The sequence below is a fragment of the Streptomyces sp. NPDC030245 genome, from assembly GCF_055572995.1.
Window position 1 is genome coordinate 121731 of sequence record NZ_JBVICF010000002.1, and the last position, 20079, is coordinate 141809.

Below are 20079 nucleotides of genomic sequence, written 5' to 3' on the forward strand. Positions count from 1 at the left end.
CGTCCCAGACGGGACGGCCGAAGGTCAGTCGTGCGCCCTCGTTGCGAGCTTCCATCCGGTGCCGCTGCATTCCCGGTGCGGCGGCGGGAACCGGTGACCGCGGACATCGGTGCTGTACCGGTGGTGCTGCCCGCACTCGCACTCGTAGATCCCCGACTCGGGCACGATCTCGCCCGGTTTGAAGATCCGCTCGGTCTGTGCGTCGTTGCTGTCGCTCATGACTCCGGTCTAGGGGCCATGGCAGCGCGGCGCGACTCAGCGGGCGCCGGATGGGGCTGGGGCTGCGGGGTGACCTGGCCGCGGCACCGAGGGTGCATGGCCTGTGCAGCGCCGGTTCACCCGCCGCCTCACCCTCCGCCCCCCTGGCCACCCCCGTCCCACAAAAGGTGGCGGATCATGAAGGACGGGGAGCCATCGATGATCCGTCCTCGCGCCGACCACCGGTACTGGCTCCGGTGGGCATCTCGGTGACCTGGAGGGTGCCGCTGGCGCGTGATAGCCGCCCTCTCCAGTCCTCGGGAGACGGCTGGAGTCAACCAGCCGAGGCAAACCTCTTGCTCTTGCAAGTAATGTGCAACAAGCTGAGCGGACCCTTACCGCCCGACGAGGATGTGGAGCCCTGTCATGCCCCGCCTGATGCCCGACACCAGGCCACAACGCGTCCTCGCGGCCTCGAACTTCATCTACACCGTCGGCAGCGGCCTCTACCTCACCGCCGGAGTGCTGTTCTTCACCGAGGCGGTTCACCTCCCGGCAGGCCAGGTGGGGCTCGGGCTCGGCATCGCCGGTTTCCTCGCACTGGCCCTGGGCGTCGCGGTCGGCCATATGGCCGACCGGCACGGAGCACGCGGCATCTACGCGGCCACCTTGGTGGTCCAGGCGCTGGCCACGGCCTGCTTCGTCCTGGCGGACAGCTTCTGGCCGTTCGTCCTCGCCGTCTGCGCCGCCGCCGCGGCGAAGGCAGCCGGAATCGCCGCCCGCTCGCCGCTCATCAGGCACTACGGCGGCGACCGGCCGCAGGAGTTCCGGGCCTACCTCCGCGCCGTGACCAACGTCGGCATCTCCCTCGGTGCCGTACTGGCAGGCTGGGTCGTCCAGGCGGGCACGCTCACCGCCTACCAGCTCATGGTCATCGGCAACGCGATCGCCTTCGTGGTCGCCGCCGCGATCCTGGTCCTCCTGCCGCCCGTCGCGCCCGTCCCCGCCACCGGTGGTCCTCGCTGGATCGCCCTGCGAGACCGCCCCTATCTGCTGCTGACCGCCCTGGACGGCATCATGGCCATCCAGTTCAAGGTCCTCACCGTGGCCATCCCGCTCTGGATCGTCGGCGCCACCACCGCCCCGCACTGGCTCATCTCGGCCACCATGCTCACCGGCACCCTCATCGTCGTCGCCTTCCAAGTCCGGGCCAGCCGCAACATCGATTCCCCCGCCGCCGGCGCACACGCCTACCGCCGGGCAGGCGTGGCCTTCCTCATCGCCTGCGCACTGATCTCACTGTCCGCAGGCATACCGGCATGGGCCGCCGCAACCCTGCTCATCACCGCAGTGGTGATACACACGATCGGCGAACTATGGCACTCCGCCGCGGGCTTCGAGGTTTCCTTCGCTCTCGCCCCGCAGCACGCCACCGGCCAGTACCTGGGCGTGTTCGGCCTCGGTGCCGGCCTCGCCGAAGCCCTCGGACCAGGACTGCTCATCGCACTCTGTATCACCTGGGGCCGCCCCGGGTGGTACGTCACGGGAGCCATGTTCGCGTTGGCGGGCTTGGCTGCACCACCCGCTGTCCGCTGGGCACAACGCCACCAGCACCCTCAGCACACGCAGCTTGCACCTACCGAAAAGGCGTCAACCACCTGATCGACCCGAGACAACAGCTCAACTCCCGCCCAGCGGAGCCACATCAAACCGCCCTCCCGAGCGAAACGTGGGGCCGGTCGGAGTTGCCTCGACGGGTCGATAGAGGAACGGGTCGATAGAGGAACGGGGCCGATAGAGGCTCTGCCACAGATCTTGAGGAGCGGTCGCGGAGGGCTTTCTCAATGCTCGATCGGGGGCCCGACCGATCAGCTTGCATGGTCGCCTCGTAGCCTCCGTGTATGACTGTGGATCCGTTCGAGTGCCGCTGTGTTCTCTGCCATGACTACGGCGACCGTGGCGAAGCCGACCGGATGGACCTGATGATCAACTCGCACGTGCAGCAGCACGGCTGGCATGTGGTCATGGTCCCCGAGGACGAGGTCGGCCCGGGATTCGCGTACACCATCGGCCTCGCGCACACTCACGGTGTGCCTGAGCTCGCCATGTTCGGGCTCGACGTCCACGCCATGCACCGCATGCTCAACACCCTCGGCGACAAGGCTGCTGCTGGCTGCTTCCTGGAGAGCGGCCAGGAACATCACGACGTCGTGGATGGCTATCCAGTCGCTCTCAAGAGCGCGGACCGGCGTTGGTACCGGACCTTCTTCGGGCGGACCATCGCGTTTTACCGGCGACCCCCTCTGCCTGTCCTGCAAGTTGCGTGGCCCGATGTGGAAGGGTGCTTCCATTGGGAAGAGCAGGCGGTCCAGAGGCACCGTGAGTCCCAGCCGCAACTATGGCTGCCGCCCGCTGATCACCCTGCCGGGGTCTGGACCGCAGAACTCTGACCACCGTGTGAGAACTCCCAGTGACCACCGTATGAGAACTCTCAGTCCAGCTCGTCCTCATCGACTGCCACAGGCAGGTAGCCGTACGGGCGAGGCGCCTGGCGGTGCCGTGTCAGGCCAACGCCTTCCGGAGCCAGGGCCTTTCGGCGCGGCTCGTGCGACAGCCGTACCCGATCGGGTGACTGTGCCCTGCTGGGTTCCGGGCCATGATCGTCTGGTGAGCTCTCCTCTGACGCGCCGCGCGTGCGCCGTAGCCCTGCTACTGACCTCGGCCCTTGCCCCCGCCGTTACCGCCGCCGCCCAACCGGACGGTTCGGAGCGGGGGTTGGGGCGCCCGGTCCAGGCCCGCCTGCTCGGTGAAAAGACCGTTCCCCACAAACTCGCCTTCCAGAACACAACGGTCGGCGGCCTCTCCGGTGTCGACCGCGACCCGTGCACCGGCGAGTACGTGTTCATCAGCGACGACCGTTCGTACCTCCAGCCCGCCCGTTTCTACACGGCCAGACTGGACGTGGACGCCGACGGCGTGCACGCCGTCGACTTCACCGGCACCCGTGCCTTTCTCCAGCCCGACGGCTCGGTCTACCCGGCGCCGACCGCGGGCGACGGCAAGGCCGTCGACCCGGAGGAGATCCGGGTCGACCCCCGCAGCTGCACCTACTGGTGGGCGCAGGAGGGCGACCGGCCCAAGACGGAAGGTCCGCCGGTCCTCCAGCCGTCCATCCAGTACGCCTCCACCTCCGGTGAACACCTGGGGCAACTGAAGCTGCCGGCGAACTACGAGATCACGATGGAGGAGCGCGGACCGCGCCGGAACCAGGCGATCGAGGCGATCACCTTCGGCGCCAAGGGCAAGGTGCTGACCAGCGCGGTCGAGGGTCCGCTCCTCCAGGACGGCCCGGAGCCGGACATCGACAACGGCGCGCTCGTCCGCGTCACGCAGCAGAACCGCGACGGCCGGGTGCGCGGACAGTTCGCCTACCCGCTGGAGAAGATCTTCGCCGAGAACGACCCCGACAGCCCCTGGGGCCCGGACACCGGTGTCCCGTCCATCCTCGCCTTCCCCGACCAGCCCAACCGCTACCTCGTGCTCGAACGCACCTGGGTCGCCGGCGCGGGCTACAAGATCCGCCTCTTCGACGCCACCACCCGCGGAGCCACCGACGTGCGGCAGATGGAGTCGCTGGCCGGGCAGTCCGTCACCCCGATGCGCAAGAAGCTCGTCGCGGACTTCGACACCCTGGGGCTGTCCACGGTCGACAACACCGAGGGCATGACGTGGGGCCCGGAGCTGCCCTCCGGCGAGCGGCTGCTGATCCTCGTCAGCGACGACAACTTCGCCAAGGAGGCGGTCACACAGATCGTGGCTCTCGGCATTCGCTGAGCGGCGTCCCGACCAGTTCACCCGTTCTGTGCGGGGAAGGGTGCCCACCCCGGGTGCAAGCTCGGGCTCGGGCACCCTACTGGTTGTCGCCCCCCCGCATATACGCCAGCGCCGACTGCCGCAGCTGCTAACGGCCGAACCGGTGCACGAACCGCCTGTGTACCGCATCCAGTTCAGACGGCCGGGTACGCGAGCCGTGTAAGGCTGACGTAAGCGAAACGTGAGAGAAACGTGAGTGACAGGGCTGAAGCTGGGCACATATCGCCCCGCTCTGGACAGGAGTCCCATGCCCAGCCCCACCCCCCGCGCAGTCGGCGCCGGATCGCGCAGACGGTCCCGCACACTGGCAGCTTTGATCACGGCCAGTGTCGCGCTGGGCGCGGCGCTTCTGACGCCCACGGCCGCAGGGGCGGCCGGGTCGACCAACAAGGACGCCTTCAACAACCTCGGGCAGCCGGACCGGGCCGAGTGGATGTCGGGGGTCTCCAGCGAGACCAGGCTGTCGGCGATGTCCATCCCCGGCACCCATGACACGCTCTCCCTCCACGGCGGGTCGGGCGTGCAGACGCAGGAGGACTACGGCGACAGCGGGAAGACGCTGACGGCGCAGTACGAACGCGGGATCCGTGCCCTCGACATCCGGGTCCGCGTCGTCAACGGCGGCCAGGACTTCGCGATCCACCACGCCGCGTTCTACCAGAACGCCAACTTCGACGACGTCCTGGAAAAGACGCAGTCCTTCCTCAAGGCTCATCCGACCGAGACGGTCGTGATGCGACTGAAGTCCGAATGCCCCTACTCGGGTGCCAGCGCGTTCGAGTGCGAGCATGACCCGGACACGATGACCCCGCAGAACGTCAAGGACATCTTCCACATCTACGCCAACAAGAAGAAGTACGCCAACCTGTTCTGGGGGCCCTCGATCAAGGGCAGCGGCCCGGCGACCATCCCCAAGCTCGGGGAGGTACGCGGCAAGCTGGTCCTGGGCAGCTTCGACAGCGTCGGGGACTCGGGCTACGGGCTCGCGGGCTTCAACGACCGCAACGAGGACCACTACAGCGCTTCGGACATCCCGGAGAAGTGGAACTACGTCAAGAAGAACGTCGACGACGCCATGGGCGCCGTCTCCAACATGTACGTGACGTACACGTCCGCGAACAAGGTCCCCGGCGGGGGGTCGCCGCGCTACTACGCCGGCGGCTACACGAAGGTCCAGAACGGGGACTCCACCGAGGTCCCGGGTGTGAACTACCACCTCATGAAGTACCTCAACAAGACACAGGGCCGCGTCGGCATCATCATGATGGACTTCCCCGGCTGGGGCCTGGTGAACGCGATCATCGACCACAACAAGGACGATGCCCGCACCGGCGGCAACCGCATGGTCTGGCAGGTCAAGGGCGACAAGACCTACGTGAACACGCTGTACGGCCGCTGCATGGTGCGGGGCCCCGAGCTCGATGACTCGAAGACCGGCGGTCTCGTGACCCAGCGCGAGTGCCAGTCGAGCCCGCCCGGCAGCCACCAGTGGGGGGCCGAGAAGCCCCCCGCCGGCTACGACGCCAAGGGCCACTTCTGGATCAAGGCGAGCAACGGCAAGTGCCTGACCGTGCCCTACAACAACGGCACCCCGCCGGGCTCCGGAACCCAGATGTTCTGGTGGGACTGCGAGACCCGCTGGTTCTCCGGCAGCCAGATGTGGAACATCGTCCCGGTCAAGGTCACCACCTCGAATGGGGAGCAGCAGGCCTACAAGTTCGTCAACAACTGGACGGGCCTGTGCCTGTCGATGGACCCGGCCACCGCCGGCAAGGCGGGCGGCGCGGTGACCCAGGAGACCTGCCCGAGCAAGTAACTTCGCAGCACGCTTCCCGCTTCCAGGCCGCCCTTCCTTCTCGGAGGGGCGGCTTGTTCGCGTCTACCTGAACCGTCGCGCACCACGCGCGCCCCGCTCGCATCACCGCTGTGCGCAGCAGCCGTCGCCTCGTTCGGCGCGACGAGCATGGCCGCGGCAAAGGTGACCAATTGGCCCCAGCTCGTGGATCGCGCCCTGGAATTGCCCCGGCGCCACCCGGCGTCACGGAAGATCACCTTTAGACTTCTACAGACTTGTAGTGCAAGGCTTCTGATTAACACTCACGTGAAGGAGTGGACGCCGCGATGGTGTTCAAACGGTTGCTCGGCCAGCTCGGTGTAGGTGCCCCCACGGTCGACACCGTGCTCGATCCTGGTGCCGCCCTGCCCGGCCGCACGCTCTCGGGAGAGGTGCTTCTCAAGGGTGGCAGCGCCGACTTCGACATCGAGCACATCGGCCTGGAGCTGGTGGCCCGGGTCGAGGTGGAGCACGAGGAGGGAGAGGGCGAAGGAACCCTCGCCTTCGACCGGTTCAGCGTCGGCGGCGGGTTCCGGCTCGCCGAAGGTGAGCAGCGCAGTGTCCCGTTCAGCGTGACACTGCCGTGGGAGACCCCGATCACCGAGTTGTACGGCCAGGGGCTCGGCGTCGTGCTCGGCGTGCGTACCGAGCTGTCGGTGGCAGGAGCGAAGGACAAGGGCGACCTGGACTCGCTCACCGTGGGCCCTCTGCCCGTGCAGGAGGCGATTCTGGAGGCCCTCGGCCAGCTCGGTTTCGGCTTCAAGTCCGCCGACCTGGAGTACGGCCGCGTTGGTGGCACCGGGCAGCAACTGCCCTTCTACCAGGAGATCGAGCTCACCCCGGCCCCGCAGTACGCCCACGCCGTCAACGAGATCGAGCTGACCTTCCTCGCAGGGCCCGGCAGCATGGAAGTGGTCCTGGAGGCCGACAAGCGCGGCGGTCTGTTCTCCTCCGGCCACGACACCGTCACCCGGTTCACGGTGGACCACCACGAGGTGGCGCGCACGGACTGGAACGACGTGGTCGACGGTTGGATCCGGCAGTTGGTCGAGCACCGCGCGTCCTACGGCTCACATGCCTCGTACGGACACGGCGATCCTTACGGACCCGGATACGACCACGGCGACCCCCACCACGGACACGAGGGCCATCACCGCTCGGGCCCCGGCATGGGCACGGTTGTCGCGGCGGGCGCGGCCGGACTCGCGGTCGGCGTCGTCGGAGGCATGGTCGCGGCTGAAGTCGTGGACGAGGTGGGTGACTTCTTCGAGGGTGATGAAGAAGAGGGGGACGAAGGCTAGGCCGAGGCCACACGGGGTGGGAAGGGCTGAGGCATCTGAGTAACAGCCTCGCAGCAGCGCTGCCGGAAAGCCTCCGGTCAAGGACATGCGTCGCCGACCATGCTGGGCCTGATCACGGCCGCCGACTTCGGGGCGGCGGTGGGCGGGCTCCCTCATGGCTGGTCCGCCGGTTCCGCCGGATCGTCATCGGCGGCGCAAAACGCCCGGCGGCGAGTGTGAGCATCGCAGGGACGGTCAGGCATCGGGTGCAGGGTGACAACCTGACGGGCGCCGCCGATGGTCAGTGGGCGGCGCCACCTGTGAGCTGAGTGGCCGCTCCGTCGTGGGACAGGGAGCGGCCACTCACGCGGTTCACCGGCTACCGGGCGTCGCATATCTGGTCGCGCCGGGGCAGCTTGCCCGTGGCCAGGTAGTCGTTCACCTGCCCGTCCACGCAGGCGTTGCCGTAGTCACCGTAGACACCGTGCTGGTTGGCCCCGGGCACGGTGATCAGCCGGGAGCGCGACCACTGCTTCCGTGCCTGCCGCGCCCCGGAGTAGGTGGTCCGGGTGTCACCCGTGGCGTTGACCAGCAGCGCGGGGACGTCGTTGTCCACGACGGTCGGCGCCTCGGCGGGGCGGTCCCAGAACTCGCACGCCGTGATGTTGTGCGTCAGGGGACTCGCGAAGGGAGCCGTGGCCCGGTCGGCCTGAATGGCGCGCCAGTAGCTCTCGGTCCCACGCCGGGTCGCGACGTCCCCGCAGAGGATGGCCGCCTGTGCACTGCCCTGGTGCGACCCGGCCTTGGTCGTCATCGACGCCAACGCCCCCTTCAGCCAGGGCGTCGGCGTCACGCGCTCACGGTCGGCCGCCCGTGCGAGGGTGCGGGTCGCGGTGGCCAGCTCGGCCCGGGCCGCGTCGAGATCGCTTCCGAGCCCCGAGAAGAAGACGAGCGGCAGGAAGTGTTCGTCGAGGCGGAACGTCCCGACCCGCAGGGGCTTCTCAGCCGCGGCCTCCTCGATCCGGTCCACGGTGGCCAGCACGGCTTTCGGGGTGCGGCCGAGGCCGTACGTCTTGTGGCGCGCCGAGGTCCAGGCCGCCCAGTCGCGCAGGGCCCGTTCATTGGCCGCGGTGGCGTCCTGCAGAAGCGTCTGGCTGTATCTGGCGGGGTCGATCACTCCGTCGAGCACCATGCGGTCGGTGCGGCCGGGGAAGAGCTCGGTGAAGACCTGGCCGAGGTAACTGCCGTAGGAGTAACCGAAGTACGAGATCCGCTTCTCGCCCAGCGCGGCTCTGACGACATCCATGTCGCGGGCGGTGTTGCGGGTGCTGACGTACGGCAGTACGTCACCGTTGGTGCGCCGGCACCGCTCGGCGAGGTCACGCCCACGGGTGACCGACCGCTCGAACCCCGCCCGGTCCGGGCCTGCGGAGAAGACCATCGAGCCGACGTCCCAGCCGCAGTCCAGCGGCGTGGAACGGCCGACGAACCGCGGATCCATGCCGATCAGGTCGAACTTCCCGGCGGCCTTCCCCATGAAGCCGGCCATGCCGGGCGGCATTTCGAGGCTCGGCCCACCGGGGCCCCCGTTGTTGAGCAGCATCGCGCCGACGCGGTGCGCGGGATCGGTGGCGCGCAGACGGGAGATGGCGACGGTGATGGTCCGGCCGCCCGGGTCGGAGTAGTCGAGCGGCACGGTGATGTCGGCACACCGGGCGCCCGCGGCGTCGAGCTTCTTTCCGGCGGTGTCATCGGGGCCTAAGGCGCAGTCCTGCCAGTCGACGGCCTGATCGTAGTACCGGGCGAGAGGCTCGGCCGTGGACGCGGCCGAGGACAAGTCCTTGGACGAGGCCGCGGCGGGCAGCGACCCCGCCCCGACGGCCAGCATCGCCGCGGAGGCAACGGCGACCCGTGAACACACGTTGATTCTCATGCACCGCACGCTAGGCGCGGCGCCACCTCCGGCTCACTGCGGTCCGCCCCCGAATCGTCCTGGGGCCAGCCCCACCCCGCGTGCCGACGCCAGCACCCGGGCCCCCGACTACTCTGGGCATACCGACCCTGTCGGTGGATCGTGCCGGAGCTCAAACCACAACGATTCGACCGCCGTTGAGGGGTGTACTGCCGGGACAGCGCACTGCCACCCGAACCGAGGGAAACCCATGACGCTCCCACTCCACCGGGCCGAAGCCGACGCCGACCTGCTGCGCGAAGCCCGTCTCCTGCTGCCCAGGATGACTGACTGGCGCCGCACCCTGCACCGCGCCCCCGAAGTGGGCCTGGAACTCCCCCACACTCAACGCACCGTCCTGGACGCCCTGGCCGGTCTTCCCCTGACCGTGACCACCGGCAGCAGTCTGAGCTCCGTCACCGCCACCCTGGACGGTGCCCGGCCGGGCCGCACCATCGTGCTGCGTGCCGACATGGACGCCCTGCCCCTGACCGAAGCCACCGGCCTGGAGTACGCCTCCCAATCCCCGGGCGTCATGCACGCCTGCGGCCACGACCTGCACACCGCCATGCTGCTCGGCGCCTGCCGCCTTCTGGCCGCCCGCACCCACGAACTCGCGGGGCGGGTCGTATTCATGTTCCAGCCCGGTGAGGAGAGCGGAGGAGGCGCCGCCCGCATGATCGACGAAGGCCTCCTCGAAACCCCCGACCGCACCGGTGCCGACGCGGCCTTCGCGATGCACGTCACCACACGTTTCGAAGCCGGCACCGTGCACCTGCGCGAGGGCCCCGTCTACGCCGCCGCCGACCTGATCCACATCACTGTCACCGGTCGCGGCGGCCACGCCTCCGCCCCGCACCTGGCCCTGGACCCGGTCCCGGTGGCCTGCCAGATCGTCACCGCCCTGCAATCGATGGTCACGCGCACCGTGGACGTCTTCGACCCGGCGGTGGTCACGATCACCCGAATCGAGGCCGGGACCACCACCAACGTCATCCCTTCGACCGCGCACCTGCACGGCACCTTCCGCACTCTGACCCCCGAAGCCCGCACAGTCGTACGCACCCGTGTCAAACGCGTCGCCCACCACGTCGCCGAAGCCCATGGCGCCCGTGCCGAGGTCACGCTCACCGAGGGGTATCCGCCCGTGCGCAACGACCCCGACTTCACCGCTCTCGCCCGCCGGGCCGCCACCGACCTTCTCGGAACCGGTCCGGTCCACCACCTGGCGGAGCCCGTCATGGGTGCCGAGGATTTCTCCTACGTCCTTGAACGCGTGCCCGGCGCCATGGCCGTCCTCGGCGCCCGTCCACCCGGCGCCCCGGGCCCGGCCGACGGCGCCCCCGACAACCACAGCGACCAGGTCGTCTTCGACGAGGAGACGATGGCCGTCGGAGCAGCGCTTCACGCCGCCGTCGCCGTTCACCACCTGTCCCTGCACCGCAGTCGCGAGAGGGGTCAGCACTGAGAAGCGTCTCTCCCGGCACTGGGCGACACCCAGGCGCGCTGGACCTGCGAGCACAGGACCGTCGGCCGAGCTGATGCGTCATCAGGCAAGTCGTCATTGAGTCAGCATTGGGTTTGCCAGAGCAGGTAGTGAACGCTCGGCTGAGGCCTAGTCGCCCCCACGACCGTCAAGGAACGGCGGCCGCCGTCTCGACAAGCTGGTCTGGCCGTGCGGTTTGAAGGTCACTCCTTTACCTTGCTGGGTTCGCGTAGGGACGCTGGACGCCAACTCGCCCCAGCGCGCTCGAGTTTGATGGCGCCGAGGATATGGCTTGATCTTGTCTCGACCCGGTGAAAGAATGTTCCCACATCTCTTGCGCCCCACATGTTTTCGCAGACAGGGACATTTGTCATGAGCACTCTCGGGATCGCCGGAAAGTCATCCATCGCCGTGGCACTGGCCTGCGCAGCCACGCTGTTGATGCCGGCCACTCCGGCCGCCGCCTCGGACTGGGACCGGAACTGCTACAGCATCTCGGCCCCCTACAAGGGCATCAGCGAGATCATCGGCAAGGCCGGCAAGACCCGCAGCGGCTGCACGAATGCCACCATCTCCCTACAGCGTCACCGCTGGTACGGCTGGGAGGAAATGGACTGGACCACGCTTGACAGCGGCACCAAGATGGCGTGGTGGACCTGCACGGGTTCCGGCACCTACACCTACAAGACCGTCGTGAGCGTCGACTACAACCTCGCCACCTACGAAAGCGCCGAACGTCGGCTGACCTGCTAAGACACCATTCCGAGCTCGGCTACCTCGAAATCGGCCGCCGCGGCTTCGATGTCGGTGGACATGTGTCCAGTGCGGCCCAGGGCAGCAGCCGTCGCAGCCCGCGATGCCACCCTCAGCCTGCGGTGGCCGCGGCGGGAGCGACTGACGTTGCGTCGTTGGCGGGCAGCCGCTCAGCTGCGCCTGACCCGGGCCCGCGCGCTGCACGCCGGGGAGGATCTCAAAGCGGCCACGACGGAGTTCGTCACACTCGCCACCGAGTCGGCGGGCTGGGACGACGATCCGGGGAGCCACGCCATGATCGCGGCGGAGACGGCCATGCTCCTCGCCGAATTCGGTGAGTTCCGCCGGGCGCATGCCAAGGCACACGGCTCCGACGGCCTGGACCAGGCCCTCGTGCACCTCGCCACCGCTGCCCGCATCACGGAGGAGGCCGAGGAGGCCCGCGCGGCCGCGTTCGTACCGCAGGGGGCGCTCGTTGGAGATCGTCCTGGCCTACGAATTCGGTCGGGTCTACGCCTATGCCGAGCGGTGCGAGGAAGCCGTGGCCTCCTTGGACGAGGCAGCCGACCTCCTCAGCGAGCCGACCGCGGACGGGGGCGCGGACGAAGACGGGAGCCGCGCCGAGAAACGGGCGGAGTGTTGGGCGGAGTATGGGCGTGTCGCGGCCGCCGTGGAGGGCTTCCGCCTGGAGCACCGCGGAGCCGCGCCCTGGCCCGCCTGGACTCGGCGATCTCCCGCCTCGCGCTCCCGGGCCACACGGGCCACACGGAACTACGTAATCAGCTCTCCTCGTGGCGGCGCAGCTGCGCGACGAGGAGTGAGCGGCCTCCCGGGTCGGCGCGGATCGGGGGCGGGGCGTACGTGGCCCGCTGCCTGACTCAGGGCGGGGCGACGCCTGACTCAGATCCCAGGCCGTGAACGACGCTGACGTCAGACGCAGCCACACCGTGCCCCGCCGGTCGGGGCAAATGCCCTCGTCGTCAGCTGACGGTCTGGTCGCCGTCCGGCACGTCCTCGACCGTGACCATGTTGCGGGGTTGGGCGAGTCCCTGGGACACCGCATGGGCGATCCCGTCCAGGTCCTGGCCGGTCGGGACCGGCGGCTGCTCCGTGTCGCCGTAGCTCTCGATCGCCTTCACGAAGTAGCTGGGGTGCCAGGCACCCACGGCGCCCCTGACCTCGACCGCGGTCACCGGGCGGTCACCGACGCGGTCCTTGAGCGCGGCCAGGATCCGGTCCGAACGCAGTTCGCCCGGTACCTGGAACAGGCTGGCGTGCGCCCCGACAAGGCCGCCGTCCTCCAGCCGCACAGTCACGGTGAGGCAGCTGGTGACACTCGGGTAGATGAGGGTGCCGCCCTGCGTCACCTCCTTGACCTGGCCCTCCGTGATCGTCACGCGGTGGCCGGGAATCGCGAGCGGGCCCGTCACGTGCGGCCGTACTGCGACGGCTTCCCGGGCGTGGATGGCGTGGGGCGCGTCGGCTTGGGCCACGGTTCCGAGGCCGAGTTGCAGGGCCAGTAGCGTCGCCGACAGGGCCACGGCACGCACCGCAGCGGCCCTCCCCACCCGTCGCCCCTTCGTCGTGGCGGCTCGGGCCGCGGTGCGGTCGAGGGGGTGGCGCGGTGTCACAGACTCTCCAGAGGTGGCGGCTACGGCGGCGCGGCGTGCACGGATGCGGCCGCCGACTGTTCGATCACTGTACTCACGGGTCCGAGGCGGACGTTCGTCCCGGGCAGTCCGGGACATGGGCCCGTGCCGCATGTGTCCTGGACCTCATGACTCCCGCTCCCCGCGCAGGGAGAGTCAGCGGACGCAACACGAAGGAACGCAGGACGAAGGAACGAAGGACGAGGGGCGACGGTTCCGGTCGGCAGGATGGCCGGGCCGGGCCCAACGGCAAAGAAGGAGTGGTTCTCATGGCAGTGGCCAACGCGGTGGAACTGTCCGGCTACATCACGGCGATGGCGGCGTCCGCCCGCATCGCCCAGGCGGTGCTCTCCGCCGGGACCGACCCGATGACAGTGCGGGAGTTCAAGTTCAAGGTGAACATCAGCGCGGACTTCAACATCAACAGCCAGACCGACGTCGGGCTGAACATCTGGGTCCTGTCGGTCAAGGAGAAGCTGACGGTCGACTACAAGAGCCACTGGGGTCTCGAAGTCGACTGCACCATCGTCCCCACCTTCGAAACCGTCTGACCGGGGCTTGCCGTGGCTTCGGAGTACCTTCCGCTCGACCAAGTGATCGAGATCGTACAGAGAGCGGTGCTCTCGGCGGGTGGACGTCTTGACGAACGCCCGGGCAGTGCTCCGTTCGTGCTCGGGGAGTGCAGCGCCGCGCTCTCCTTGGAGCTGCGCACCGAAGGGCGGCAGGCCATGGCTCGCTTCCCCTCCATCGAGGAGAAGGTGCCGCCCGAGTACGTGTCGCAGATCCGGCTCACCTTCCGTGCCGGACTGCTCTTCGAAGACCGCTGACGGAACGGAAGGCAGGTATGACGGTGCAGATACTCCTGGTGGGCCTGCGAGGGCCGGGCGGGTTCCTGCGAGCCGACAGCGTTCCATTGAGCGACAACGACGCGCAGCTGCAACTGGCGGCCGTCGCCGAGGCCAAGAAGGCCGGCCCGGACGCGATGCTGCAACTTCCCTGGCTGGTCGTCACATCGGGCGATGTCGTCTTCGGACGCTTGGTACCAACGGCCGCATCCGGTTGAGGCGACTCGGCGTTGGCGCCGCGCGTCGGCGTTGGCGCCGCGCGCGGCGTTGGCACCGTGTCGGTGTTGCTGGCGCGCCAGTGTCCGCGGCGCATCAGTGTGGGTAGCGCGCAAGTGTTGGCGGCGCGTCAGTTTTGAGACCTGTCACCATCGGGCGCCGCGCCCGGCCGCGGAAGCCGCCGCCGGGCGCCTTCCGCGCGGGCTGCTGACAGTCCGCGTACGCCGCCGGACACTGTGCACGTGCCTTCTCCACCGCGCCCGTCCGACGCGCTGCTGCGTCGCGCGGGATGTGCTCTGGCCGGTGTCGCGCCGGCCGCCGCCGCGCTGACGATCTACCTGGGGCGTGGCTTGCGCTTTCCCGTGGAGGCGGGCGAACAGCCCGTGCCCTACGCTCAGTTGGCGGGCGTCACGCTGGCGATTCCCGCGAGTGTCGTACTGATCCTCGCGCGGCCCCGCAATCCGATCGGCTGGTTGCTGCTGGCCGTCCCGGTGTTCGGCACCGCACAGGACGTCGCCTCCGTGTACGCCGTGCGCGCGCAGGCCAGGCCCGAGGAACGGCTGCCGTGGGGCACCCTGGCCTATTCGCTGGGCAACTCGCTGTGGGTACCGGCGCTCACGCTCCTGGTCGTCCTGGTGGTCATCTATCCAGAGGGGCGGCTGCCTTCCGCCCGATGGCGGTGGGTGGTCGGCGCCCTCCTCCTCGGCGCACAGTCGGCGGCACTGGGCCTCGCCACGGCAGCGCGACCGGCCGCCGAGTCCTACCGAGGCGCCGGGCCCGTGGTCGAGTTGCCGCGACCGTGGGCCACGGGGCTGACTCTCGGCGGTGCCCTCGCCGCGGCCTGCGCGACGGCCGTGGTGCTCGGCGGCGCCTGCGTACGCGTACGACGTGCCCCGTCACCGGAGCGTCAGCAACTGCTGTGGCTGCTGGTCACGTTGACCCTGCTGCTCAGCGTGTCGTTCGTCCCGTTGCTCGGGCCGCTCATGCCCGTCGGGCTGGGTCTGGTCTCGCTGGCCGTGATGGTCGGCGTGTTGTGGTACCGACTGCTGGGCATCGAGCTCATCCTGCGGCGGACGCTGCTGTACGGCGGACTCACCGGCGTGGTCCTGTGCACGTACGCCGCAGTCACGGCCGTGGTCGCCGCGGCCGTACCGATGGGCCCTGCCCCCGAGATCCTGGCCGCGGCCGCCGTGGCCGTGCTGCTCACCCCCGTGCGCGACCGACTCCAGCGGGGCGTCGACCGGCTCGTCCACGGAGCGCGGAACGATCCGCTGTGGCCCTCTCCAGCGGGGCGTCGACCGGCTCGTCCACGGAGCGCGGAACGATCCGCTGTGGCCCTTTCAGCGGTTGGGCGGGCACGTCTCCAGCGGTCTGACCGACATCCTTCCGGCCGTGGTGACGGCTGTCGCCTCCGCGGTGCGCGCGCCGTATGCGGCGCTCAGCACGGCCGACGGCACCCTCATGGCCGAGACCGGGACGAGAACGCCGCTCTCGGTGGTGCGGCCGCTCATCGTGGCGGGCAGCCATGTCGCCGATCTCGTGCTGTGCCCGGCCCGCTCCGACGGCTTCCCGCCCGCCGACGCCCGCATCGTCGAGGCCCTCACGGCCCCGGTGGCCCTGATCGTCCACGCGGACCACCTCAACCAGCAGTTGCGGGCCGCCCGTCAGCACGCCGCGGACGCCTCCGCGGCGGAACGGGCACGCATCCGAAACGATCTGCACGACGGTCTCGGCCCCTCACTGGCCGGTGTCGCTCTGGGGCTGGAAGCGGTACGGACCCACTTCACCGGCCGGACCCACGTCACGGACCGGCCGGCGCCGCCCGTCGAGGAACTCGTCGAGCGTCTGCACGCCGAGGTCGGACGTGCGGTGCAGGAGGTGGGCCGCGTCATCGACGCGCTGCGGCCGTCGGCTCTGGACCTGCACAGCCTGGTGCCCGCGCTGCGTGAGCGGGCGCTGGCCCTGACACAGTCCGCGGGCGGGCGGCTGCAGGTCGTGGTGGAGGCACCCGACGACGTGCCGCCCCTTCCGGAATCCATCGAGACGGCCGCCTACCGGATCGCCGACGAGGCCCTCACCAATGTGATCAAGCACGCCGGCGCCACCCGCTGCCTGGTGCGGCTGACATTCGGAACGACTCTCACCCTCGAAGTGCAGGACGACGGGCGCGGCCTCTCGCCGGCCCGGGTCCGTGCCGGCCGGGTCGGGCTGGCCTCCATGCGCCGCCGCGCCGAGGAACTCAACGGCGACTTTCGCGTCGTCGGGCGGCGCCGCGGCAGCACGGTGCGCGTCGAACTCCCCCTGGTCGTCTGAGCTCCCCCGCCCCCCGGTCTCTCAGTCCTCGCTACCCTCGCGGGAAACCCTGCTCCGCGCACGCCCACGCACACGCGCCCGTGCCCTGACGCCGAGCCGCGCGTCCTCCATCGCGTCGTACCGGTCCTGCGTACGGCCCGCGACCCACAGGCCGACACGGCAGACGAGCCAGGCGAGGACCCCGTATGCCACGGGCACGTAGATGTCCTCGGGCGTGCGCACGACCTGGCCCGGAGCGATGGTCTCCCAGTGTTCGAGGAGCAGTTGGTTGAACGTGAGGACCGCAGCGGTGAAGAGCAGCACGGCGATGCTGAGCGCCGTGAGCGCCCGCGAGCGAAGCCGGTGACCGACCGCCACCGCGATGAGGAACACGACCGGGATGAAGACGGACAGGGCGCGCAGCGCCACGCGTTGCGCGACCTCCGAGGGGTCGTCGGGGACTTCGCCGTTCAGGTAGCCCAGGCTGCCGATGCCCATCCATGTGGTGAGCAGATCGGTCAGCCAGAACGCGGCCGTGGCGAGGACCACGCAGAGCGCCACGGTGGTGGGCGACGGCACGACGGTGCCGGTCCGGACGCCGGTGGTCGTATAAGGGTTGCCGTCCGGGTCCGCACCAGGAGGCACAGGACCGGCGCGCCCGGTGGCACGTTCGCCGTCCCTGCGTGTGGACCACTGGAAGAAGGGAAGCCCGACGAGGAGGGCGGCGGCCGTCCCCGCGACCTCCGCGAACTCGCCCGCGGTCACCGGGCGCAGGGCCCACATGACGCAGGCGCCGACGGCCGACGGGATCAGGGCTTTCAAGGCCGCGCCGACGACTGAGTCCCGGCCGCCGGTGGTGGGTTGAGCTGAAGACATGTGGCGCTTCCCCTCCGTGTCGGTGTGAGGCATGGCGTGGAGAACGCCGACGACCCTGCCCCGCCCGGCCGCGGCCGGGCCCGAGGCTCCGGTCCCGTGCGCGTCGGGAGGACTGCCCGAACAGACCGGGATACCGGCGCCGCGTATGTCGGGCGTGCCCTCGGATGGAGCACACTGAAGGGATGGTCGCGCGGACGGGCGCCTGGGCAGTGGTGCTGTGCAGCACCGCCGCACTGGGGTGCGCCTTCCGGATCGCGATGCTCCCCGGCTCCGAACGGGTCGAGGACCTCGACAACTTCGTGATGTTCATCGGCGCGGTCGGCGTCGAGTGGGCGGTGGCCGGCGCAGCCCTGATCACGCTGCGGCCCCGCAACATCTTGGGGTGGCTGTTCCTCGGGGCGGGTGCTGCGAGCGTGCTCCAGGTGATCCTCGCCGCGTACGGAAGCTACGGCGTCCTGGTGGCGCGGCCCGCCTGGCCGGGTGCCGAGTGGGCCGCCGCGCTGAGCACCGGGTTGTGGGTTCCCCCGGTCCTGGCCACGCCCACGCTCGTGCTGGCCCTCTACCCGAACGGCCGATTGGCGAGCCGGTGGTGGCGGTGGCCGGTCGCCGGAGTGGCGGTGGCGATCACCGTGCCCGTGCTGGCCATGCCGTTCGACCCGACGGCCTATGACGACGTCGTTCCCGGGCATGCTCCTCCGGCGGCCCTGCCGGCCTGGGTGCTCGCTCTCGTGATCGGCGTCGGCTACGTCGCGCTCCTGTCCGTGTCGACCTTGACCATCTGGGTGGGTACTGTCGTCCGGCTGGTGCGTGCGAAGCCCCCCGAGCGGCAGCAACTGGTGTGGTTCGTCTGTGCCGCGGGGCCGCTCCTGGCCGCCGCCTATCTCGATCTGCTGCCGCAGCAGGTCCTGGGCCTGTTCGTCGCACTCATCCCTGTGGTGGTGGCGATCGGTGTCCTGCGTTACCGCATGCTGGGCATCGAGATCGTGCTGCGGCGCAGCCTCGTCTACGGCGCTCTCACCGGTGCCGTGATCGCCCTGTATCTGGCGGTCACCGTCCTCGTCGGTTCCGCTCTGGCCGAGGGCCCGCTGCCCGGAGTGCTGACGGCGGCTCTGGTGGCGGTGTCGCTCACACCGGCCAGGGACCGGTTGCAACGGCTGGCGGACCGTTTCGTGTACGGCGCCCGCAAGGACCCGCTGCATGCCATCGCCCGGCTGGGCGACCAGGTGGCCGTGGCCGGGGAATCGGACCTGCTGCCGGCCGCCCTGCGGGCGGTCACCGACGCCGTGCGGGCGCCCGCGGCCTCCGTGGCGGCGGCGGACGGCCGGACCATCGGTTCGACCGGTGACGCCGGCACGGGCCCGACCTTCCCGCTACAGGTCGGAGGGCGCCTCGTCGGCATACTGCAAGTCGCCGAGCGGGCGCGAACCGACGCGTACGGCGAAACGGAGAACCGGCTGCTCGCCGCACTGGCTTCGCAAGTCGCCGTGCTGGTGCGCGCGCTGGAGCTCACCGAGGCCCTGGAGACGGAGCGTGACCGGGTCGTCGGCGCGACCCGTGCGGAGCGCGACCGGCTCCGGCACGACCTCCACGACGGCCTGGGTCCCTCCCTGTCCGGAATGGGGCTCGGGTTGCAGGCAGCCGTCGACGCCCTGCACTCCGGTGACCGTGCGGGATGTGAGGCTCTGCTCACCCGCATCCGCCGGGAAGTCGTCGTCGCCGTGCAGGAGATCCGCAGGATCATCGACGGGCTGCGCCCCACCGCACTCGACGCCCTGTCCCTCACCGAGGCCGTCCGCCGGTACGCCAAGACCGTCTCCGGCGAACTCCGCGTCGAGGTGACCGGCACCGAACCGTCCGTGATACACCCCGAGGTGGGGACCGCCGCCTACCGGATCGTCACCGAAGCGATCACCAACACCGTGCGCCACGCGAAAGCGCGCCGCTGCCACGTCGTCCTCACCGCCCTCGACGGCGCACTGCACATCACCGTCACCGACGACGGCGCCGGGATGGCCCCGGGCACCCCGTTCGGCATCGGCCTGTCGTCCATGCGCCGCCGCGTCCAGGCGCTGTCCGGCACCTTGCGCATCGAGTCCACGGCCGCCGGAACCGTCCTCACCGCGACGCTCCCCCTGGAGGCCCCGTGACCGCCGTCTCCCCCGCAGTCCGTGTGGTCCTCGGCGAGGACCACCCCATGTTCCTCTACGGCCTCAAGGCCGCCCTCGCGTCCTGTCCGGAGGTCGAGGTGGTCGGAGAGGCGGCGAGGGGGGACGCGCTGCTCACCGTCGTCGACCGGACCACCCCCGACGTCGTCATGACCGACCTGGCCATGCCCGACCTGGACGGCACGGCCGCGACCCGGGCGATCCTGGCCCGCCACCCCCGGGTGGCCGTCCTGGTCCTGACGATGCACGAGGACGACGAGGCGCTCTTCGGCGCGCTGCGCGCCGGTGCGCGCGGGTATCTCCTCAAGGGAGCCGACCGGACGGAGATCATCCGCGCGATCCTCTCGGTGGCGGCCGGCGACGCCGTCTACGGGGAAGCCGTCGCCCGCAGGATCGTCGACTTCTTCACCGGCGCCCACCGCGACTACGCGGCCCAGGTCTTCCCCGAACTCACCGACAGGGAACGGCAGGTCCTGGAGCTCGTGGCGGCCGGCTGCGGCAACTACGAGATCGCGCGACGGCTCGTCCTGTCGGAGAAGACCGTCCGCAACTACGTCTCCGCCATCCTCGTCAAACTCGGCGTCCCCCACCGCGCCGCCGCGGTCGCCAAGGCCCGCGACGCCGGCCTGGGCGCCCCGGAACGAACCGATCGCTCCTAGAG

Annotated in this window: 18 protein-coding genes and 1 pseudogene; 14 read left to right on the top strand and 5 right to left on the bottom strand. The window is 69.9% G+C overall.

Annotated elements, in window-relative coordinates:
- Positions 1 to 24: 24 nt before the first annotated feature.
- Positions 25 to 219, bottom strand: coding sequence for a hypothetical protein (locus tag ACZ4Z4_RS05175; protein ID WP_468322420.1), 195 nt, complete (start codon positions 217 to 219; stop codon positions 25 to 27).
- A 405-nt stretch (positions 220 to 624) separates the two neighbouring features.
- Between ACZ4Z4_RS05175 and ACZ4Z4_RS05180 the strand changes: the two genes are divergently transcribed.
- The 5 genes from ACZ4Z4_RS05180 to ACZ4Z4_RS05200 all read left to right on the top strand — a co-directional run bounded on the left by ACZ4Z4_RS05180 (position 625) and on the right by ACZ4Z4_RS05200 (position 7206).
- On the top strand, positions 625 to 1860 hold the full coding sequence (locus ACZ4Z4_RS05180; RefSeq protein WP_468322423.1) for an MFS transporter: 1236 nt from the start codon (positions 625 to 627) through the stop codon (positions 1858 to 1860).
- Between the two features lie 239 nt (positions 1861 to 2099).
- A complete protein-coding gene (locus ACZ4Z4_RS05185) occupies positions 2100 to 2648 on the top strand; it encodes a DUF4262 domain-containing protein (RefSeq protein ID WP_468322425.1) in 549 nt (182 codons plus the stop codon).
- 217 nt (positions 2649 to 2865) lie between these two features.
- Entirely contained in the window at positions 2866 to 4032 is a 1167-nt protein-coding gene (locus tag ACZ4Z4_RS05190; protein WP_468322427.1) for an esterase-like activity of phytase family protein, read from the top strand.
- A 352-nt stretch (positions 4033 to 4384) separates the two neighbouring features.
- Positions 4385 to 5887, top strand: coding sequence for a phosphatidylinositol-specific phospholipase C domain-containing protein (locus tag ACZ4Z4_RS05195; RefSeq protein ID WP_468322430.1), 1503 nt, complete (start codon positions 4385 to 4387; stop codon positions 5885 to 5887).
- A gap of 305 nt (positions 5888 to 6192) precedes the next feature.
- On the top strand, positions 6193 to 7206 hold the full coding sequence (locus ACZ4Z4_RS05200; RefSeq protein ID WP_468322432.1) for a sporulation protein: 1014 nt from the start codon (positions 6193 to 6195) through the stop codon (positions 7204 to 7206).
- A gap of 358 nt (positions 7207 to 7564) precedes the next feature.
- On the opposite strand, the gene ACZ4Z4_RS05205 is transcribed toward ACZ4Z4_RS05200, so the two are convergent.
- Positions 7565 to 9118 carry an alpha/beta hydrolase gene (locus ACZ4Z4_RS05205; protein WP_468322434.1) on the bottom strand — a complete coding sequence of 518 codons (1554 nt, stop codon included), beginning with the start codon at positions 9116 to 9118 and terminating at the stop codon, positions 7565 to 7567.
- A gap of 229 nt (positions 9119 to 9347) precedes the next feature.
- On the opposite strand from ACZ4Z4_RS05205, the gene ACZ4Z4_RS05210 reads away from it, so the two are divergent.
- From ACZ4Z4_RS05210 to ACZ4Z4_RS05220, 3 genes and pseudogenes are all read left to right on the top strand, one after another.
- Complete coding sequence (locus tag ACZ4Z4_RS05210; RefSeq protein ID WP_468322437.1) at positions 9348 to 10604, top strand: M20 metallopeptidase family protein; 1257 nt, start codon at positions 9348 to 9350, stop codon at positions 10602 to 10604.
- A gap of 390 nt (positions 10605 to 10994) precedes the next feature.
- A complete protein-coding gene (locus ACZ4Z4_RS05215; RefSeq protein WP_468322440.1) occupies positions 10995 to 11375 on the top strand; it encodes a hypothetical protein in 381 nt (126 codons plus the stop codon).
- A gap of 159 nt (positions 11376 to 11534) precedes the next feature.
- A pseudogene (locus ACZ4Z4_RS05220) lies at positions 11535 to 12196 on the top strand (hypothetical protein); the annotation flags it as partial.
- 159 nt (positions 12197 to 12355) lie between these two features.
- Here ACZ4Z4_RS05220 and ACZ4Z4_RS05225 read toward each other — a convergent pair.
- On the bottom strand, positions 12356 to 12943 hold the full coding sequence (locus tag ACZ4Z4_RS05225; RefSeq protein ID WP_468322442.1) for a hypothetical protein: 588 nt from the start codon (positions 12941 to 12943) through the stop codon (positions 12356 to 12358).
- Positions 12944 to 13293: 350 nt separating this feature from the next.
- Here ACZ4Z4_RS05225 and ACZ4Z4_RS05230 point away from each other — a divergent pair, with 350 nt between their 5' ends.
- The 3 genes from ACZ4Z4_RS05230 to ACZ4Z4_RS05240 are packed head-to-tail and all read left to right on the top strand — an operon-like array spanning position 13294 to position 14087.
- Complete coding sequence (locus ACZ4Z4_RS05230) at positions 13294 to 13575, top strand: hypothetical protein (RefSeq protein ID WP_468322445.1); 282 nt, start codon at positions 13294 to 13296, stop codon at positions 13573 to 13575.
- Between the two features lie 42 nt (positions 13576 to 13617).
- Positions 13618 to 13851 carry a hypothetical protein gene (locus ACZ4Z4_RS05235; RefSeq protein WP_468322448.1) on the top strand — a complete coding sequence of 78 codons (234 nt, stop codon included), beginning with the start codon at positions 13618 to 13620 and terminating at the stop codon, positions 13849 to 13851.
- A 17-nt stretch (positions 13852 to 13868) separates the two neighbouring features.
- Positions 13869 to 14087, top strand: coding sequence for a hypothetical protein (locus ACZ4Z4_RS05240; protein ID WP_468322450.1), 219 nt, complete (start codon positions 13869 to 13871; stop codon positions 14085 to 14087).
- 905 nt (positions 14088 to 14992) lie between these two features.
- Here the strand turns inward: ACZ4Z4_RS05240 and ACZ4Z4_RS05245 are convergent.
- Positions 14993 to 15139: a hypothetical protein gene (locus ACZ4Z4_RS05245; protein WP_468322453.1), complete on the bottom strand. Its 147-nt coding sequence runs from the start codon at positions 15137 to 15139 to the stop codon at positions 14993 to 14995.
- A gap of 338 nt (positions 15140 to 15477) precedes the next feature.
- Here ACZ4Z4_RS05245 and ACZ4Z4_RS05250 point away from each other — a divergent pair, with 338 nt between their 5' ends.
- Entirely contained in the window at positions 15478 to 16398 is a 921-nt protein-coding gene (locus ACZ4Z4_RS05250; RefSeq protein ID WP_468322455.1) for a sensor histidine kinase, read from the top strand.
- Between the two features lie 21 nt (positions 16399 to 16419).
- Here the strand turns inward: ACZ4Z4_RS05250 and ACZ4Z4_RS05255 are convergent, their stop codons facing one another.
- Positions 16420 to 17253, bottom strand: a complete 834-nt coding sequence (locus ACZ4Z4_RS05255; RefSeq protein ID WP_468322457.1) for a hypothetical protein — start codon at positions 17251 to 17253, stop codon at positions 16420 to 16422.
- Between the two features lie 182 nt (positions 17254 to 17435).
- Between ACZ4Z4_RS05255 and ACZ4Z4_RS05260 the strand changes: the two genes are divergently transcribed.
- Positions 17436 to 19400 (top strand): sensor histidine kinase, encoded by a 1965-nt coding sequence (locus tag ACZ4Z4_RS05260; RefSeq protein WP_468322460.1) that lies wholly within the window; start codon positions 17436 to 17438, stop codon positions 19398 to 19400.
- Positions 19397 to 20077 carry a response regulator gene (locus ACZ4Z4_RS05265; protein WP_468322463.1) on the top strand — a complete coding sequence of 227 codons (681 nt, stop codon included), beginning with the start codon at positions 19397 to 19399 and terminating at the stop codon, positions 20075 to 20077. The genes ACZ4Z4_RS05260 and ACZ4Z4_RS05265 overlap by 4 nt, the downstream gene beginning before the upstream one ends.
- The last annotated feature ends 2 nt before the right edge of the window (positions 20078 to 20079 follow it).

Excerpts from the sequence above, each read along its gene's own strand:
- ACZ4Z4_RS05175 (WP_468322420.1), bottom strand. The coding sequence starts at position 219 with ATGAGCGACAGCAACGACGCACAGACCGAGCGGATCTTCAAACCGGGC.
- ACZ4Z4_RS05180 (WP_468322423.1), top strand. The coding sequence starts at position 625 with ATGCCCCGCCTGATGCCCGACACCAGGCCACAACGCGTCCTCGCGGCC.
- ACZ4Z4_RS05185 (WP_468322425.1), top strand. The coding sequence starts at position 2,100 with ATGACTGTGGATCCGTTCGAGTGCCGCTGTGTTCTCTGCCATGACTAC.
- ACZ4Z4_RS05200 (WP_468322432.1), top strand. The coding sequence starts at position 6,193 with ATGGTGTTCAAACGGTTGCTCGGCCAGCTCGGTGTAGGTGCCCCCACG.
- ACZ4Z4_RS05205 (WP_468322434.1), bottom strand. The coding sequence starts at position 9,118 with ATGAGAATCAACGTGTGTTCACGGGTCGCCGTTGCCTCCGCGGCGATG.
- ACZ4Z4_RS05210 (WP_468322437.1), top strand. The coding sequence starts at position 9,348 with ATGACGCTCCCACTCCACCGGGCCGAAGCCGACGCCGACCTGCTGCGC.
- ACZ4Z4_RS05215 (WP_468322440.1), top strand. The coding sequence starts at position 10,995 with ATGAGCACTCTCGGGATCGCCGGAAAGTCATCCATCGCCGTGGCACTG.
- ACZ4Z4_RS05230 (WP_468322445.1), top strand. The coding sequence starts at position 13,294 with ATGGCAGTGGCCAACGCGGTGGAACTGTCCGGCTACATCACGGCGATG.
- ACZ4Z4_RS05240 (WP_468322450.1), top strand. The coding sequence starts at position 13,869 with ATGACGGTGCAGATACTCCTGGTGGGCCTGCGAGGGCCGGGCGGGTTC.
- ACZ4Z4_RS05245 (WP_468322453.1), bottom strand. The coding sequence starts at position 15,139 with ATGCCCAGCAGTCGGTACCACAACACGCCGACCATCACGGCCAGCGAG.
- ACZ4Z4_RS05255 (WP_468322457.1), bottom strand. The coding sequence starts at position 17,253 with ATGTCTTCAGCTCAACCCACCACCGGCGGCCGGGACTCAGTCGTCGGC.
- ACZ4Z4_RS05260 (WP_468322460.1), top strand. The coding sequence starts at position 17,436 with ATGGTCGCGCGGACGGGCGCCTGGGCAGTGGTGCTGTGCAGCACCGCC.